This is a genomic window from Kitasatospora sp. NPDC005856 (genome assembly GCF_040629945.1).
GTDB lineage: Bacteria > Actinomycetota > Actinomycetes > Streptomycetales > Streptomycetaceae > Kitasatospora.
In genome coordinates this window covers 24,448-40,571 of sequence record NZ_JBEXWT010000063.1, presented here as the reverse complement: position 1 = coordinate 40,571, position 16,124 = coordinate 24,448, and the positions used below count along the sequence as shown (strand labels likewise).

The 16,124-nt window shown below is 73.9% G+C and carries 16 protein-coding genes; 12 read left to right on the top strand and 4 right to left on the bottom strand.

All coding sequences use genetic code 11. From position 1 onward, the window contains the following. Positions 1–119: 119 nt before the first annotated feature. Together ABZ449_RS29915 and ABZ449_RS29910 are read left to right on the top strand one after the other, a co-directional pair. On the top strand, positions 120–941 hold the full coding sequence (locus tag ABZ449_RS29915; RefSeq protein ID WP_360352422.1) for a purine-nucleoside phosphorylase: 822 nt from the start codon (positions 120–122) through the stop codon (positions 939–941). Between the two features lie 189 nt (positions 942–1,130). Next, on the top strand, positions 1,131–2,855 hold the full coding sequence (locus ABZ449_RS29910; protein WP_360352419.1) for a phospho-sugar mutase: 1,725 nt from the start codon (positions 1,131–1,133) through the stop codon (positions 2,853–2,855). 65 nt (positions 2,856–2,920) lie between these two features. Here ABZ449_RS29910 and ABZ449_RS29905 read toward each other — a convergent pair whose 3' ends face one another. Next, positions 2,921–3,601, bottom strand: coding sequence for a PH domain-containing protein (locus tag ABZ449_RS29905; protein WP_360352417.1), 681 nt, complete (start codon positions 3,599–3,601; stop codon positions 2,921–2,923). 106 nt (positions 3,602–3,707) lie between these two features. On the opposite strand from ABZ449_RS29905, the gene deoC reads away from it, so the two are divergent. The 5 genes from deoC (at position 3,708) to ABZ449_RS29880 (ending at position 8,398) form a co-directional block, all read left to right on the top strand. Continuing rightward, positions 3,708–4,694 (top strand): deoxyribose-phosphate aldolase, encoded by a 987-nt coding sequence (gene deoC / locus ABZ449_RS29900; protein WP_360352414.1) that lies wholly within the window; start codon positions 3,708–3,710, stop codon positions 4,692–4,694. A 5-nt stretch (positions 4,695–4,699) separates the two neighbouring features. Further along, positions 4,700–6,181, top strand: coding sequence for an aldehyde dehydrogenase family protein (locus tag ABZ449_RS29895; protein ID WP_360352411.1), 1,482 nt, complete (start codon positions 4,700–4,702; stop codon positions 6,179–6,181). Continuing rightward, on the top strand, positions 6,174–7,079 hold the full coding sequence (locus ABZ449_RS29890; RefSeq protein ID WP_360352408.1) for an aldehyde dehydrogenase family protein: 906 nt from the start codon (positions 6,174–6,176) through the stop codon (positions 7,077–7,079). The genes ABZ449_RS29895 and ABZ449_RS29890 overlap by 8 nt, the downstream gene beginning before the upstream one ends. Before the next feature lie 222 nt (positions 7,080–7,301). Continuing rightward, positions 7,302–7,712, top strand: a complete 411-nt coding sequence (locus tag ABZ449_RS29885; protein ID WP_360352405.1) for a hypothetical protein — start codon at positions 7,302–7,304, stop codon at positions 7,710–7,712. A gap of 62 nt (positions 7,713–7,774) precedes the next feature. Continuing rightward, a complete protein-coding gene (locus ABZ449_RS29880; protein ID WP_360352446.1) occupies positions 7,775–8,398 on the top strand; it encodes an ATP-binding protein in 624 nt (207 codons plus the stop codon). A 173-nt stretch (positions 8,399–8,571) separates the two neighbouring features. Here ABZ449_RS29880 and ABZ449_RS29875 read toward each other — a convergent pair whose 3' ends face one another. Next, complete coding sequence (locus tag ABZ449_RS29875) at positions 8,572–9,234, bottom strand: SigE family RNA polymerase sigma factor (RefSeq protein ID WP_316524017.1); 663 nt, start codon at positions 9,232–9,234, stop codon at positions 8,572–8,574. A 591-nt stretch (positions 9,235–9,825) separates the two neighbouring features. Between ABZ449_RS29875 and ABZ449_RS29870 the strand changes: the two genes are divergently transcribed. The 4 genes from ABZ449_RS29870 to ABZ449_RS29855 all read left to right on the top strand — a co-directional run bounded on the left by ABZ449_RS29870 (position 9,826) and on the right by ABZ449_RS29855 (position 13,178). Next, complete coding sequence (locus ABZ449_RS29870; RefSeq protein WP_360352402.1) at positions 9,826–10,503, top strand: response regulator transcription factor; 678 nt, start codon at positions 9,826–9,828, stop codon at positions 10,501–10,503. Between the two features lie 65 nt (positions 10,504–10,568). Next, a complete protein-coding gene (locus ABZ449_RS29865) occupies positions 10,569–12,110 on the top strand; it encodes a HAMP domain-containing sensor histidine kinase (protein WP_360352399.1) in 1,542 nt (513 codons plus the stop codon). Then, positions 12,107–12,439 (top strand): hypothetical protein, encoded by a 333-nt coding sequence (locus tag ABZ449_RS29860; protein ID WP_360352396.1) that lies wholly within the window; start codon positions 12,107–12,109, stop codon positions 12,437–12,439. Before ABZ449_RS29865 ends, ABZ449_RS29860 begins: the two co-directional genes overlap by 4 nt. Before the next feature lie 112 nt (positions 12,440–12,551). After that, complete coding sequence (locus ABZ449_RS29855; protein WP_360352393.1) at positions 12,552–13,178, top strand: VanZ family protein; 627 nt, start codon at positions 12,552–12,554, stop codon at positions 13,176–13,178. Here ABZ449_RS29855 and ABZ449_RS29850 read toward each other — a convergent pair. Continuing rightward, positions 13,148–13,828 (bottom strand): PhzF family phenazine biosynthesis protein, encoded by a 681-nt coding sequence (locus tag ABZ449_RS29850; RefSeq protein WP_360352390.1) that lies wholly within the window; start codon positions 13,826–13,828, stop codon positions 13,148–13,150. The two genes, ABZ449_RS29855 and ABZ449_RS29850, sit on opposite strands and share 31 nt — an antisense overlap. 149 nt (positions 13,829–13,977) lie before the next feature. On the opposite strand from ABZ449_RS29850, the gene ABZ449_RS29845 reads away from it, so the two are divergent. Beyond that, positions 13,978–14,484, top strand: coding sequence for a hypothetical protein (locus tag ABZ449_RS29845; RefSeq protein WP_360352387.1), 507 nt, complete (start codon positions 13,978–13,980; stop codon positions 14,482–14,484). Positions 14,485–14,564: 80 nt separating this feature from the next. On the opposite strand, the gene ABZ449_RS29840 is transcribed toward ABZ449_RS29845, so the two are convergent. Beyond that, complete coding sequence (locus tag ABZ449_RS29840) at positions 14,565–15,962, bottom strand: hypothetical protein (protein ID WP_360352384.1); 1,398 nt, start codon at positions 15,960–15,962, stop codon at positions 14,565–14,567. Between the last annotated feature and the right edge of the window lie 162 nt (positions 15,963–16,124).

Sequence of the window (16,124 nt, the reverse complement as noted above, 5' to 3'; positions counted from 1 at the left end):
CGAACCGGGTCACCCGGACAGCGGCACCGAGCTGTATTTTCGGGTCAACCGGGTAACGATCCGGCATGCCGCGACGGAATTTCTACGCGCGTAGCCGAAACCCGTCTATCCTCGGACCCGTGAACGCTTCTCCTCAGTCGGTCGTCTCCGCCGACCCCTATGCCGCCGCCCAGGCCGCCGCCGAGCGCCTGCGCGAGCTGACCGGTGCCGAGCGGCACGACGTCGCCCTGGTGATGGGCTCCGGCTGGGTGCCGGCCGCCGACGCCCTGGGCGAGACCGTGGCCGAGTTCCCGGTCACCGAGCTCCCGGGCTTCCCCGCCCCCGCCGTCGCCGGCCACGCCGGCAAGATCCGCTCGGTGAAGATCGGCGACAAGCGCGCCCTGATCTTCCTCGGCCGCAACCACTACTACGAGGGCCACGGCGTGGCCACCGTCGTCCACGGCGTGCGCACCGCCGCCGCGGCCGGCTGCGGCATCATCGTGCTGACCAACGGCTGCGGCGGCCTGCGCCAGGGCTGGACCCCCGGGCAGCCGGTCCTGATCAGCGACCACATCAACCTGACCGCGGACTCCCCGATCGTCGGCGCCAACTTCGTCGACCTCACCGACCTCTACTCCAAGCGCCTGCGCGCGCTCTGCCGCGAGGTCGACGCGACCCTGGACGAGGCCGTCTACGTCCAGTTCCGCGGCCCGCACTACGAGACCCCGGCCGAGGTCAACATGGCCCGGGTGATCGGCGGCGAGCTGGTCGGCATGTCCACCACCCTGGAGGCCATCGCCGCCCGCGAGGCCGGCGCCGAGGTGCTCGGCATCTCGCTGGTCACCAACCTGGCCGCCGGCATGACCGGCGAGCCGCTCAACCACGCCGAGGTGCTGGAGGCCGGCAAGGCCTCCGCCGAGCGCATGGGCGAGCTGCTGGCGAAGGTCCTTGAGCGGATCTGACGTCCGCGGCGCAGAATGACTGACCGACGGGGCCCACGGGCGGCGTGATCCGCTGATCACGCCCTCCCGTGGGCCCCGTCCGCATGCGCGACCCCCTTCCCGGCGGAACCCTCCGGTCACAGCGGAGCCCTCCCGGTCACCCGCGGAAGCTCCGGCCGACACACCGACGCACTTCCCGATGGAGCTGTCATGACGCAGGCACCCAACACCGACCTCCTCGCCCGGGCCCGGACCTGGCTGGCCGAGGACCCCGACCCGCAGACCCGCGAGGAGCTCGCCGCCCTGCTGGCCCGGGCCGAGGGCCCGGAGGCCGAGACCGACAGCAAGCTCGCCTGGGCGGAGGTCGCCGACCGCTTCTCCGACCGCCTCCAGTTCGGCACCGCCGGCCTGCGCGGCGAACTCGGCGCCGGCCCGATGCGGATGAACCGCGCCGTGGTGATCCGGGCCGCCGCCGGCCTGGTCGCGTACGTCAAGCAGCAGGGCCTGGGCGACCTGGTCGTCATCGGCTACGACGCCCGCCACAAGTCGTACGACTTCGCCCGCGACACCGCCGCCGTGGTGGTCGGCGCCGGTCTGCGCGCCGCGCTGCTGCCGCGCCCGCTGCCGACCCCGGTGCTCGCCTTCGCCGTCCGCCACCTGGGCGCGGCCGCCGGCGTCACCGTGACGGCCAGCCACAACCCGCCGCAGGACAACGGCTACAAGGTCTACCTGGGCGACGGCTCGCAGATCGTCCCGCCGGCCGACGCCGGGATCGCCGCCGAGATCGACGCGATCGGCTCGCTGGACGAGGTCCCGCGCGCCGAGGAGGGCTGGGAGGTGCTCGGCGAGGAGGTCGTCGAAGCCTACCTGACCCGGGCCGTCTCCATCCTCGACGAGCACGGCCCGCGCGACCTGGAGGTGGTCTACACCCCGATGCACGGCGTCGGCCGCGACACCCTGGTCGCCGCGTTCCGCCGGGCCGGCTTCCCCGCGCCCACCGTGGTCGCCGAGCAGGCCGAGCCCGACCCGGACTTCCCGACCGTGGCCTTCCCCAACCCGGAGGAGCCGGGGGCGATGGACCTCGCCTTCCGCACCGCCGCCACCGTCGGCCCGGACATCGTGATCGCCAACGACCCGGACGCCGACCGCTGCGCGGTGGCCGTCCCCACCAACGGCAACGCGGCCGGCGGCGGCAGCGGCGCGGCCGGCTGGCGGATGCTGCGCGGCGACGAGGTCGGCGCGCTGCTCGGCTCGGCCCTGGTCGCGAAGAAGGCCGCGGGCACCTTCGCCACCACCATCGTCTCCGCCACCCTGCTCGGCCGGATCGCCGAGGCGGCGGGGCTGGAGTACGCCGAGACGCTGACCGGCTTCAAGTGGATCTCCCGCGCCGAGGGCCTGCGCTACGGCTACGAGGAGGCGCTCGGCTACTGCGTCGACCCGCAGGGCGTCCGGGACAAGGACGGCGTCACCGCCGCCCTGCTGGTCGCCGAGCTCGCCGCCACGCTCAAGAAGTCCGGCCGCACCCTGTCCGACCTGCTGGACGACCTGGCGCTGGAGCACGGCCTGCACGCCACCGACCAGCTCTCCGTTCGGGTCCAGGACCTCACGCTGATCGCCGACGCCATGCGCCGCCTGCGCGAGCAGCCGCCGACCGTCCTGGCCGGGCTCCAGGTCACCCGCGCCGACGACCTGTCGGCCGGCTCCGACGACCTGCCGCCCACCGACGGCCTGCGCTACTACCTGGCCGGCGAGGGCGTCCGCTCCGCCCGCATCGTGGTCCGCCCCTCCGGCACCGAGCCCAAGCTCAAGTGCTACCTGGAGGTCGTCCTCCCGGTCGCCTCCGCCGCCGACCTCGGGCCCACCCGCGAGCGGGCCGCCGCCCTCCTCGCCACCGTCAAGCACGACCTCGCCGAGGCCGCCGGCATCACCGCCTGACCTCCGCACGCACCCGAAGGGGCCCGCCGGTCACGACCGGCGGGCCCCTTCGTGCGGTCGGCGGGTCAGACCGCGATGACGGTGATCAGCGCGATCAGGCCGGCCAGGGTGGGGGCGATGACCCACCAGCACCAGCGGACCTCGACCGGGCCGGCGGCGGCGGGGCGGGCGGCGTTGCGCTCGGCCATCTCCTGGAGGACGGCGGTGACCTGGTCGGACCAGGCGCGGGTGGGATCGGGCGAGCCCTGGACGACCGGGTTGGTCCGCTTGGCCAGGCCCATTCCGAGGCCGGTCCGGGAGGCGTGCTCGGCGACGCTGCCGCTCTGCGCCCGGGCGGCCCGCTTGCGCTGGCGCATCGACACCGGCACCGCCCACAGCTGGTACTTCCTGCCGCCCGCGAGCAGTTCGACCGAGTAGCCGGCGCGCAGCGCGTCCACCGAGGCCCACGGCGCCACGACGGTCCGCCACGGGTTGCGCACCACCAGCCGGTCGCGGCCGGCCGTCACGGTCGGGCGCAGCGTGTACGCGATCACCGGGAACGCGAACACCGGCACCGCCGCGAGCGAGACGTACGGGGTCTTCCCGGTCCCGCTCACCACCGCGTCGCCGATCAGCCAGGCCGCCACGACCAGCAGCAGCACTCCGGAGATCACACCGGGGACAGAGCGGTACACGCGGTCCGCGTACTCGGGGTCCCCGTCGGGGGCGGCGGGGCCCTGGCGGGGCTTGCCGTCGGAATCGGTCATGGCATCGATTCTGCCCCATGCCCCTCGCGCCGAGGTCTCGGTCCGGCCACGAATGGCGAGCGCCCTGGCGGCCCACTACGCGCGTAGATATGCTGGTCTGGTGACTATGTCCACTGTTGCAGCCAATGCCCTCGGCGTTGCGGGCAGCGGCCTTCAGGACGTTGCGGCGTCCGAGGCCTCGCTCCGCCGTTTCCTGCACGGCCTGCCCGGCGTCGACCAGGTCGGCCTGGAGGCGCGTGCCGCCGCTCTCGGTACCCGCTCGATCAAGACCACGGCGAAGGCGTACGCCATCGACCTGGCGATCTCGATGATCGACCTGACCACGCTGGAGGGCGCGGACACGGTCGGCAAGGTGCGCGCGCTGTGCGCCAAGGGCAGGACCCCCGACCCGACCGACCCGACCACCCCCCGCGTCGCCGCCATCTGCGTCTATCCGGACATGGTCGCCACCGCGAAGGCCGCCCTCCGGGGCACCGACATCCAGGTCGCCTCGGTGGCCACCGCCTTCCCGGCCGGCCGCGCCGCCCTCCCGGTCAAGCTCGCCGACACCGCCGACGCGGTGGCCGCGGGCGCCGACGAGATCGACATGGTGATCGACCGCGGCGCCTTCCTCTCCGGCCGCTACCTCGACGTCTTCAACGAGATCGTGGCCGTCAAGGAGGCCTGCGAGCGCCCCGACGGCAGCTCCGCCCACCTCAAGGTGATCTTCGAGACCGGCGAGCTCCAGACCTACGACAACGTCCGCCGGGTCTCCTGGCTGGCGATGCTGGCCGGCGCCGACTTCATCAAGACCTCCACCGGCAAGGTCGCCGTCAACGCGACCCCGCCGGTCACCCTGCTGATGCTGGAGGCGGTCCGCGACTTCCGCGCGGCCACCGGCGTCCAGGTCGGCGTCAAGCCCGCCGGCGGCATCCGCACCACCAAGGACGCCATGAAGTACCTGGTGATGGTCAACGAGACCCTCGGCGACGACTGGCTGACCCCGCACTGGTTCCGCTTCGGCGCCTCCAGCCTGCTCAACGACCTGCTGATGCAGCGCCAGAAGCTGGCCACCGGCCGCTACTCCGGCCCCGACTACGTGACGGTGGACTGATCACCATGGCCAAGAAGAAGAACACCGAGGAGCCCGCGGCCAAGCCCGCCGGCGGCCTCTTCGCCTACGCCCCGGCCCCGGAGTCCCCCGCCGCCGCTGGCGACATCGCCACCTCCTACGGCCACTTCATCGGCGGCGAGTTCGTCGACTCCTCCGGCAACGAGGCCCTGAAGACGGTCAACCCGGCCACCGAGCAGGTGCTCGCCGAGTTCGCCCAGGGCACCGAGGAGGACGTGGACCGCGCGGTCGCCGCCGCCCGCAAGGCCTTCGCCGACTGGTCGGCGCTGCCCGGCAGCGAGCGCGCCAAGTACCTGTTCCGGATCGCCCGGATCATCCAGGAGCGCAGCCGCGAGCTGGCCGTGCTGGAGTCGATCGACAACGGCAAGCCGATCCGCGAGACCCGGGACGTCGACCTGCCGCTGGTCGCCGCCCACTTCTTCTACTACGCGGGCTGGGCGGACAAGCTCGACCACGCCGGCTTCGGCCCGAACCCGAAGCCGCTGGGCGTGGCCGGCCAGGTCATCCCGTGGAACTTCCCGCTGCTGATGCTGGCGTGGAAGATCGCGCCCGCGCTGGCGACCGGCAACACGGTCGTCCTGAAGCCGGCCGAGACCACCCCGCTGACCGCGCTGCGCTTCGCCGAGATCTGCCGCCAGGCCGGTCTGCCGAAGGGCGTCGTCAACATCGTCACCGGTGACGGCCGCACCGGCGCCGCGCTGACCTCCCACCCGGACGTCAACAAGGTCGCGTTCACCGGCTCCACCCCGGTCGGCCGCGCCATCGCCAAGCAGCTGGCCGGCACCCGCAAGAAGCTCTCGCTGGAGCTGGGCGGCAAGGCCGCGAACATCGTCTTCGACGACGCGCCGATCGACCAGGCGGTCGAGGGCATCGTCAACGGCATCTTCTTCAACCAGGGCCACGTCTGCTGCGCGGGCTCGCGCCTGCTGGTCCAGGAGTCGATCCAGGACGAGCTGCTGGACGCCCTGAAGCGCCGGATGGCCACCCTGCGGGTCGGCGACCCGCTGGACAAGAACACCGACATCGGCGCCATCAACTCGGCCGAGCAGCTGGCCCGGATCACCGCGCTGACCGACGCCGGCGAGGCCGAGGGCGCCGAGCGCTGGTCGCCGGCCTGCGAGCTCCCGGGCACCGGCTTCTGGTTCAAGCCGACCCTGTTCACCGGCGTGAGCCAGGCCCACCGGATCGCCCAGGAGGAGATCTTCGGCCCGGTCCTGTCGGTGCTGACCTTCCGCACCCCCGCCGAGGCGGTGGAGAAGGCCAACAACACGCCGTACGGCCTCTCCGCGGGCATCTGGACGGAGAAGGGCTCGCGCATCCTCTGGATGGCGAACCGGCTCCGGGCCGGCGTGGTCTGGGCCAACACCTTCAACAAGTTCGACCCGACCTCGCCGTTCGGCGGCTACAAGGAGTCGGGCTACGGCCGCGAGGGTGGCCGCCACGGTCTGGAGGCCTACCTCGATGTCTGACACGACCTTCGCGCGTCTTGACGTCCTCAAGACCTACAAGCTGTACGTCGGCGGGAAGTTCCCGCGCTCCGAGAGCGGGCGGGTGTACGAGGTGACCGACGCAAAGGGCGAGTGGCTCGCCAACGTGCCGCTGGGCACCCGCAAGGACGCCCGCGACGCCGTCGTGGCCGCCCGCAAGGCGGTCAAGGGCTGGTCCGGCACCACCGCGTACAACCGCGGCCAGGTGCTGTACCGGGTGGCCGAGATGCTCCAGGGCCGACGCGAGCAGTTCGCCGCCGAGGTGGCCGTCTCCGAGGGCATCGGCCCGAAGAAGGCCGCCGCGCTGGTGGACGCCGCGATCGACCGCTGGGTCTGGTACGCGGGCTGGACGGACAAGGTCGCCCAGATCGCGGGCGGCGCCAACCCGGTCGCCGGGCCGTTCTTCAACCTCTCCACCCCGGAGCCGACCGGCGTGGTCGGGATCGTCGCCCCGCAGGCCGGGTACGGGCACTCGCTGCTCGGCCTGGTCTCGGTGATCGCCCCGGCGATCGCCACCGGCAACACGGTCGTGGTCGCGGCCGCCGCGGACGCCCCGCTGCCCGCGCTGTCGCTGGGCGAGGTGCTGGCCACCTCGGACGTCCCGGGCGGCGTGGTCAACATCCTCTCGGGCCGGACGGCGGACGTCGCCCCCACCCTGGCCTCGCACCAGGACGTCAACGCGCTGGACCTCACCGGTGCCATCGCCGCCGACGGTCCCGGCGCGGCGCAGGCGCTGGAAGCGGCCGCCGCGGATACCCTGAAGAGGGTGGTCCGTCCGGTGCTGGACCCGTTCGCCCAGGACTGGACCAATGCGCCCGGTACGGACCGGCTACTCTCCTTCCTGGAGACGAAGACGGTCTGGCACCCGATGGGGATCTGACCTCCCCGCTCCGAGTAACAACTCCACAGACTGGCCGTCCCCAGCGCCCTCACCCCCCCCAGGGCCCGGACGGTCATCGGACGGACCCGCGCCTCTCCCCCCCTGGCGCGGGTCCGTCGCCCTTCCGACGACTTTCGTCGCCGCCCGGGCCGACTTTCGGGGCTCCCGGTCCGTGTGCGACCGGACCAGGATCACCGGTGGGAGAACGATCGAGGGGGCGCCGTGGGAGAGTTGATCGCCGAGCTGATGCCGCTGTTCGCGGACGGGTTCGTCCGCAGGTGGCACGTGGCCCGGGTCCGTCGGCGACTGGCCGCCGGGAAGCCCGTACGGGTGCCCTGCTCGGCCCGGTCGGACCGGCCCGGCTGGCAACGCGAGTACGTCAACGGCAGGTTGGGCATCACCCCGGGCGCCGCCACGGTCGCCTTCGGCTCCCGTGCGCTCGGTCACGTCGAACTGCCCACCGGCGGGGGCTTCCACGAACCCGAGCCGGGGACCTGGCACGACCAGGACTGGGCGGCGACCGCCTACCTGCCGCCCGGCGGCGACCACCCGGTGTACCTCCAGGTCGACAGCCGCTACCTGCCGCTGGTCCACGTCGCCCTCGCCGGCCCGCAACCGCCGCGGAAGGTCTGAACCGACCGGTTTCGGCAACCGGCCGGGATGCGTCAGACTGGTGTCCCGTGAGTGACTCCCCCATGAACCCCGCACCGACCGGGCATGCCCGGGTGATCCTGCTCTCCGGGCCCTCCGGGTCGGGGAAGTCCTCGCTGGCCGAGCGCAGCGGGCTGCCGGTGCTCCAGCTCGACGACTTCTACAAGGACGGGGACGACCCGACCCTGCCGCGGCTGCCGGACGGCGCCGTGGACTGGGACTCCCCGCTGGCCTGGCACCGCGACCAGGCCGTCGCCGCGATCCGCGCCCTGCACGAGCGCGGGCGCGCCGACGTCCCGGTGTACTCGATCCCGGACAACGGCCGGATCGGCACCCGTGCCCTGGAGCTGGGCGGGGCGGGCGCGTTCATAGCGGAGGGCATCTTCGCCGCCGAGATCACCACCGAGTGCGCCGACCAGGGCCTGCTCGGCGACGCCCTGTGCCTGCGCAACGGAGCGCTCACCACGGCCTGGCGCCGGCTGCGCCGGGACGTCCGGGAGGGCCGCAAGTCGCTGCCGGTGCTGCTGCGCCGGGGCCTGCGGCTGATGCGGGCCGAGCGGTCCATCGTCGGACGGCAGGTCGCGCTCGGCTCGTACGCGTGCGCCGGCCCGGAGGCCGCGCGGCGGATCCGCGCCGCGGCCCGAACCGGCGAGCTCTCCGCCGTCTGAGCTCCGCGGTCTGCGCGCCCGCCGGGACACGACGAAGGGCCCGGTGCGTCTCCCCCGCACCGGGCCCTTCGCCCTCTTCCCCGAACGGTCCTCGGCTCCCCCACGGGCGTGCTCCCCCGAGCCACTGCCCCCGGACCGTGACCGTCCGATCCCCGTCCCCCGACGGGAGTCCCTTACGCGACCAGCTCGCCGAACGCCCGGACGGTGTCGCCCGACTTGTTCAGGTGCTCGTCCTCGCGCAGCCGGCGCAGGGCGCGCCAGATGCTGCTCTTGACCGTGCCGACGCTGATCCCCAGCACGTCGGCGATCTCCGGGTCGGTCTTGCCCTCGTAGTACCGCAGCACCAGCATGGTGCGCTGGTTCTCCGGCAGCTTCGCCAGCGCCTGCCAGAGCACGGTGCGCAGCTCGGTGCCGCCCATCGCGTCGGTGTCGCCGGCCGTCTCCGGCAGCTCCTCGGTCGGGTACTCGTTGACCTTGCGGCGCCGCCAGGCGGAGATGTGCAGGTTGGTCATGGTGCGGCGGAGGTACCCGCCGACCGCGGCCTTGTCGGTGATCCGGCCCCAGGCCCGGTAGGTGCTGAAGAGCGCGCTCTGCAGCAGGTCCTCGGCCTCGTAGCGGTCACCGGTCAGGTGGTAGGCCGTGGCGTACAGGGAGGCGCGGCGCTCGCGCACGTACGCGGTGAACTCCGTGATGTGGTCCTCCGCGACGGCCGGGTGCTCCCCCTGCGCGCCCCCCTGTCCGGCCTCGGTGGTGCGGGCCGCCGCGGGGTTCAGCCGCAGCAGCGTCGCACCGGCGGCCTCGCGGCCGGTCGGCTCCCCCGAACCGACCGTCCGCAGACCGTTCCCCCCGGTCCCCCGGTTCCCCCCCGGGGCGTCCTTGCCCTCGACGCGCACGGGGAGGATCCCCCGCAGCGTGAGGGTGCCGGCGGAGTCGGCCGAACTCCCCAGACGGCCGATCCCGTACAGCTCCCCCGTCCTGCCGCCGCCGCTCACCCGACGGGCGCCAGGGTTTCCACCGGTGCTGTGCGCGCACCCCCGCACGCTCACCGCACCGGAGTTCTCGTCGGTCCTGATCTCGTACCGGGTCCGGTGGGACGTGGCTGACGAACGCGCGGTGCGGACAGCCGGGTTGGTCCGGGTCTGAAGCATGGCGTTCATCGTGCGCCCCCTGGGTCGGTACGAGCGGTTCCGGTAGCCGCCCTTCAGCCGGCCTCTGCGGCCCGCTGTCCTGCGGCGACATGGAAAATCCTGCCCGCCGGTTGTGATGGCGCTGTCCGCCGACTGTCACAGGGGTGTCACAGGAGGGGGCCGAACGTCCCGGACCGCCCCCCGCCGTACCGGACGCCGGTGGCGCTCGTTCCGGTTCCCGAGGGGCCGGTGAGCGGTCCGGGGGGTGATTCGGCGCGGCCGGTGGGCCAAAATGGGGCCGTGCCTTTCCTCCTACTCATCGAGGACGACGACGCCATCCGGACCGGCCTCGAACTCGCCCTCACCCGCCAGGGCCACCGCGTGGCCACCGCCGCCTCCGGCGAGGACGGCCTGAAGCTGTTCAAGGAGCAGCGGCCCGACCTGATCGTGCTGGACGTGATGCTGCCCGGGATCGACGGCTTCGAGGTGTGCCGCCGGATCCGCCGCACCGACCAGCTGCCGATCATCCTGCTGACCGCGCGCTCCGACGACATCGACGTGGTGGTGGGCCTGGAGTCCGGCGCGGACGACTACGTGGTGAAGCCGGTGCAGCCGCGCGTGCTGGACGCCCGGATCCGGGCGGTGCTGCGGCGCGGCGAGCGGGAGAGCTCGGACTCCTCGGCGTACGGCAGCGTGGTGATCGACCGCGCGGCGATGACCGTCACCAAGGACGGACAGGACCTCCAGCTCACCCCGACCGAGCTGCGGCTGCTGCTGGAGCTCAGCCGCCGCCCCGGCCAGGCGCTCTCCCGCCAGCAGCTGCTGCGGCTGGTCTGGGAGCACGACTACCTCGGCGACTCCCGCCTGGTGGACGCGTGCGTGCAGCGGCTGCGGGCCAAGGTCGAGGATGTGCCGTCCGCGCCGACGCTGATCCGCACCGTCCGCGGAGTGGGATACCGGCTGGACCCGCCGGCCTGATCCCGAACGCCTCCGACCAGCCCACGCCCACCCGCCCCTGAACTCCCGTACCACGACAGGCTCTTGTGACTGACCATCAGACGACTGCCCGGCGGTTCCCGACGGGCCGGTGGCGTCGGCTGCGCTCCCTGCGGGTGCGGCTGATCGCGGTGTTCGCGGCCGTCGCGCTGCTCGCCGCCGTCTCGGCCTCCGGCATCGCGTACTGGCTGAACCGCGACGCGGTGCTCAAGCGCGCCCAGGACACCGCGCTGAACGACTTCCGGGTCTCGCTCACCCGCAACGTCTCCGAGCTGCCGCTGAACGCGAGCTGCCCGGAGCTGGCCACGCTGGCGTCCAACGTGGCCAGCTCCGGGCTGACGTACGACGTGGTGGTGGTCGACCCGGCGCACCCGGAGTGCTCGGCCTCCTCCGACCCCGCGAACTTCACGCTGGCGGACGTCCCGGCGGCGCTGCAGTCCACCGTCGCCAAGCCGCGCGAGATCACCGAGAACAACCCGTACCCGTACCACCTGTACTGGCAGCGGCAGAACCTGGAGGGCCGGCCGTTCGTGATCGGCGGCACCAAGGTGGTGCCGAACGGCCCGACGGCGTACATGTTCAAGTCGCTGGAGAACGAGCGGGCCGACCTCAACACGCTGGGCTGGTCGCTGGCCATCGCCACGCTGCTCGCGCTGATCGGCTCGGCGCTGCTCGCCCAAGCCGCCTCGGCGACCGTGCTGCGGCCGGTCAAGCGGCTCGGGGACGCCGCCCGGCGCCTCGGCGAGGGGCACCTGGACACCCGGCTGGAGGTCGAGGGATCGGACGAACTCGCCGACCTGGCACGGACCTTCAACCGGGCCGCGGAGTCGCTGCACGAGCAGGTCGAGGAGCTGAGCGCGCGCGAGGCGCAGAGCCGGCGGTTCGTCGCCGACATGTCGCACGAACTGCGCACCCCGCTGACCGCGATGACCGCCGTGACCGACATCCTGGAGGACGAGGCCGAGTCGCTGGACCCGATGATCGAGCCGGCCGTCCGGCTCGTGGTCAGCGAGACCCGGCGGCTGTCCGACCTGGTGGAGAACCTCATGGAGGTGACCCGCTTCGACGCCGGCACCGCCAAACTGGTCGCCGACGAGGTGGACGTCGCCGACCTGATCATGTCCTGCATCGACGGGCGGGCCTGGTACGACGCGGTCGAGTTGGACGCCCCGCGCGGCATCCTGGCCGTGGTCGACCCGCGCCGGCTCGACGTGGTCTTCGCCAACCTGATCGGCAACGCGCTGAAGCACGGCGGCTCGCCGGTGCGGGTCAAGGTCCGGCAGGACGGGGAGTCGGTCGTGGTCGAGGTCTCCGACAGCGGCCCGGGCATCCCGGAGGACGTGCTGCCGCACGTCTTCGACCGCTTCTACAAGGCGGACCGCGGGCGGGCGCGCTCGGAGGGCAGCGGCCTCGGACTGTCGATCGCGATGGCCAACGCGCAGATACACGGGGGGACGATCACGGCGGCGAACGGGGAGGTCGGCGCGGTGTTCACCCTGACCCTGCCGCTGGCCCCGCCGCCGCCGTCCGCGGGCGAGGCCGAGGGCGGCCCCGTCGGCGACGCCGCCGAGGACAAGGACGCCACGTGACCGCCCCGACCGACACCGCTGCCCCCCGCACCGTCCTGCGCCGCGGCGCCGGCGTGCTGCTGTTGATCGCGCTGGCCTCCGGCTGCGGCATCCGGCCGACCGCCGTACCGGTCGACGCCGGCGCGCCCGCCAGCCGGACGGCCTGCCCGACCACCCCGCACATACCGGCGGCCCTGGCCACCCCGCCCGGCCCGGCCCCGAGCACGACCCCGGCCCGTGGCACCAAGGCGGCCGCGAGTCCCAGCCCGTCCCCCGTCCCGGTGGCGCCGGGCACTCCGCCGCCGGACAACGTGTTCGGCGCGGTGCCGACGGCCTCGCCCTGCCGGTAGGCCACCGGGGAGGGGCGCCGGCGAGGGGCGTCGGCGGGGTTCGGGGGGCGCGTTTGGGAATGTTCACGCCCGGTGTGGAACCGACGTGACGTCGACCCACGTCCTTCCCCCCGTGCAGCGAGATGGCACCAGGACACGCGACGAGCGTTCCGGCGCGGGGACCGAGAGCAGCCCGGCGGCGGCCGTCCACCGTCCCCTCCGGCTGGCCGGACTGGCGGGTCTCACCGGCCACCTGGCGCTGGTGCTCTGGCTGGTGCTGAGACCGCTGCCGGTGGCCTGGGTGTACGACGCCAACCTGACGCCGCTCGCCTCGCTCCGCTCCTCCAGCGGCTGGCAGGTGGTCGGCGAACTCCTGCTGCTGGCCCCGCTCGGGGTCCTGCTGCCGCTGGCCGGGGGCCGGCTCCGGGCCCGCTGGCTGCCGTCCTTCCTGCGCACCACCGGCGTCTCCGCGCTGCTGGCGACCGCGCTGGAGTTCCTCTCCTCCTGGGCGCCCGGGCACGTCCTGAACGTGGACCACATCCTGCTCGCCGTGGCCGGCGTGGCCGTCGCCCACCTCGCGCTCGTCCCCGGTCTGCGGCACCTGCTGCGGGACCGGCGGCCACGGGCGCCCCGGATGGCGGTGCTCTCCGTGCCGCCGGTGGCCGCCGCCGCCTCGGTCGCCGCCGTCACCTCCGTCGCGGCCGTGGCCCCGGCCGCCCGCCGGTGCGCCTACGCCGAACCGACGCCGCCGGCCGGCTGAGCCGGTCCGGCGTCCCGGACCACCCGGCCACCGACCTCGACCAGCCCGCCGGGCAGCGGTCCGGCCAGCAGCTGCGAGCCCCGGCCCTGAGTGACGGTCAGCGCCCGGCCGAGGCTCGCCGCCAGCAGCAGGGCGGCCGCTCCGGTCGCCTCGTCCTCGTCGATCCCGTCGCCCCGCCCGGGGAAGGCCCGGGCCCGTACGGTGCCGGCCGCCTCGTCCTGCCAGGCCCAGGCGTAGACCCACTCCCCCGGCGGAGGAACCTCCAGCGCCTCCACCTCGGCCGCCGAACCGTACTGCCGCAGGGTGCGCCCCGGGGCCCACTGCGGCCGGGCCGCGATCCGGGTCACCCCGCCGTCGCGCCGCACCGCCACCTCCCCGGCGGCCGTGACCAGCCGGTCCACCCCGAGCAGCCAGGCGGCACCCACGCACGGGTGACCGGCGAACGGCAGGCGCACCGACGGGGTGTAGATGTCGATCTCCCCGCGCTCCGGGTCGTCGACGAAGACCGTCTCGCTGAAACCGAGTTCGTGTGCGATCCGCTGCCGCTGCGCGCGCCCCGGCACGGCGGCGCCGTCGCGCACCACGCCGAGCGGGTTGCCCCGGCTCCCGTCCGGCCCGCAAAAGACCCGCAGCACCTCAAAGTCCGTCATTTCCCACCTCGTCGACTGCCGCTGTCGTGCAGCGCAATGACACCGTGACACAAAGGCCGCGACGGATGTCCGCCGCCTCCAGTACTGTGCGCTGTCGTCCCCGAACGGCGCCTGCCGTTTATTCTTCTTCCCCTTCCCAGGAAACCGCTTTGAACAATCTCGACTTCAGCGCCGAACCGCTCTTCTCCTGGTACGTCGTGGCGCTGGCGCTCAGCGGCGTCATCTTGGCGGCCATCGGGGCCGTCGCGACCCGGATGAAGGCCGGTCTGCGCGTCCTCAACATCGTCATCGGCCTCGGGTTCCTGGGGTACGCCTACTACCTGGCGTTCGTCTTCGAGGGCGGCACGTACACCATCTTCTACAAGGTGTTCATCCTGCCGGTCCTGCTGATCTTCGCCTCGGTGAAGACGCTCGTCGAGCGCAACAACGAGAAGCAGCAGCAGGCCGCCCAGGCGGCCGCCGCGTTCAACCCGAACGCCCCGCAGGCCCCGTTCAACCCGAACGCCCCGCAGGCTCCGTTCAACCCGAACGCCCCGCAGCCGGGCGCGCCCGTCCCGCCGGCCGCGCCGCAGGGCGCCGCGCCGTACCAGCCGGGCGTCCCGCCGCAGCCGGTGGCGGACAACCCCTACGCGCAGCCGCAGCCGCCGGCGAACTGACTGGGCCGCACCTCCGTACGAACGCCGGAAGGCCCGGCCGCCACCCGCTCCGAGCGGTGACGGCCGGGCCTTCCGGTCTGTCAGTTCCCCGCGCCGCGCCGCACCCGGTTGCGGCGCCGCGCCACCACCAGGGTGCCGACTCCCATGGCGATCGCGGTCACCCCCGTGATCGCCATCGGCTCCGCGCCCGTACCGCCACCGGTGGAGGCCAGCCGGGGGCCGGCGGCCGGGGCGGCGACCGCCCGCGGCCCGCCCGCCGAAGGGCTCGGCGCCGCCGAGGGGGCCGCCGCCGGGACGACCTGGACGGCGGACGGCTCCGGCAGCTCCGGAACGGGGTCCGGGTCCGGGAAGGCCGGAGCGGGCGCGACGGTGGCGCCCGCCGCGGGCACGGTGATGAAGTCGGCCGCCTGGCCGACCGCCTCGGCCGCGCTCTCGCCCGGCTCCGGCAGGGTGTCCGAGACGGCGACCAGGGACTCGAACAGGATCGGCGCGTCCTTGGTGAAGGCCAGCCGGACCTCGACGGTGCGGCTCTCGCCCTTCGCCAGCACGATGACGTCGGAGTTCCCGTTCCCGGTCCGCAGCCCGAAGCGGAGCCCGGCCGGGCGCTCGGGGCCGTCGCCCGGGGTGGCTTCCCACCAATGCCCGTCGGCGGTACGGAACTCGAACCTGACGGTGCTCGAAGGGAGTCGGGACGCCCCCTGGAACAGGGCCGCGGGCACGACCCGCAGCTCCCGGCCGCTCCGGTTGGTGAGCACCAGCCTGAACGGCTTCGCCTCCCCGCCCACCGTGAACGAGACGGGCATGCCCTCGAACCCGACCTCCGCGGTGGCCGCCGGGGTGGCCGGTGTGGTGGTCGGCGTGGTGGTCGGCGTGGTGGCCGGCGCGGTGCTCGGCGCCGCCGCCGGGGCGACGACCAGGTCCGGGTGGTCGCTCTGCGCGCCGGTGGTGCGCTGCTCCGGCGGCAGGTCCGGGTCCGAGACCACGGCGTCGAAGGCCGGCGCCACCCGCCCGGCAGGGGCGTCGGCGGCGACGGTGAGGCGCAGCCGGTAGGTGACCTCGGCGCCGGCCGCCAGCGACAGCACGGCGGGCTGGTCGAGCGCCCAGCGGACGCCGGCGCCCGCGGCGTCCGCCCTGGCGTCCTGCCACCGGGCCGCACCGGGCGAGCGGTACTCCAGCCGGAAGCGGCCCTGCCCGGTGACGGCCTCCGCGAGTCCGAAGGCCGGGGACAGGACGTCCAGCCGGTGGTCGGCGGTGTTGCGGAGCGTCGCGGTGAACTCCACCGGCGCGCCACCCGCCCTGACGGTGCCGGGAAGGCCGCCGAGGGCGATGGTGACCGGCGAGGGGCCGGTCCGGGCGCCCGGGACCACCGCGACGGCCCGCGGCGCGGCGATGACGGCCGGGGCTCCGGCGGCGGCCAGGCCGGAGGCCAGTGTGACGGCGGCGGTCGCGGTCAGGAATCTGCGATGCCGAGTGCGCAATTCAACCTCACGAGAGAATGCGGGAGAGAACCCATCAGGACGTGAAATCGCTTGCGCGAGAGGTCATTCCACAACGAAGCCGGGCTTTCGTCCGCCCCCCGGCCGACTGCGATCGGCAGCATCCTACCGAGCCCGTCGCGCCCCTCCGGACGGGCCCGGCCG

Bases quoted from the DNA above. Each gene is read 5' to 3' on its own strand.
- ABZ449_RS29905 (WP_360352417.1), bottom strand. From the start codon at position 3,601: ATGACCGATTCCGACGGCAAGCCCCGCCAGGGCCCCGCCGCCCCCGAC.
- ABZ449_RS29895 (WP_360352411.1), top strand. From the start codon at position 4,700: ATGGCCAAGAAGAAGAACACCGAGGAGCCCGCGGCCAAGCCCGCCGGC.
- deoC (WP_360352414.1), top strand. From the start codon at position 3,708: ATGTCCACTGTTGCAGCCAATGCCCTCGGCGTTGCGGGCAGCGGCCTT.
- ABZ449_RS29880 (WP_360352446.1), top strand. From the start codon at position 7,775: ATGAACCCCGCACCGACCGGGCATGCCCGGGTGATCCTGCTCTCCGGG.
- ABZ449_RS29850 (WP_360352390.1), bottom strand. From the start codon at position 13,828: ATGACGGACTTTGAGGTGCTGCGGGTCTTTTGCGGGCCGGACGGGAGC.
- ABZ449_RS29890 (WP_360352408.1), top strand. From the start codon at position 6,174: ATGTCTGACACGACCTTCGCGCGTCTTGACGTCCTCAAGACCTACAAG.
- ABZ449_RS29910 (WP_360352419.1), top strand. From the start codon at position 1,131: ATGACGCAGGCACCCAACACCGACCTCCTCGCCCGGGCCCGGACCTGG.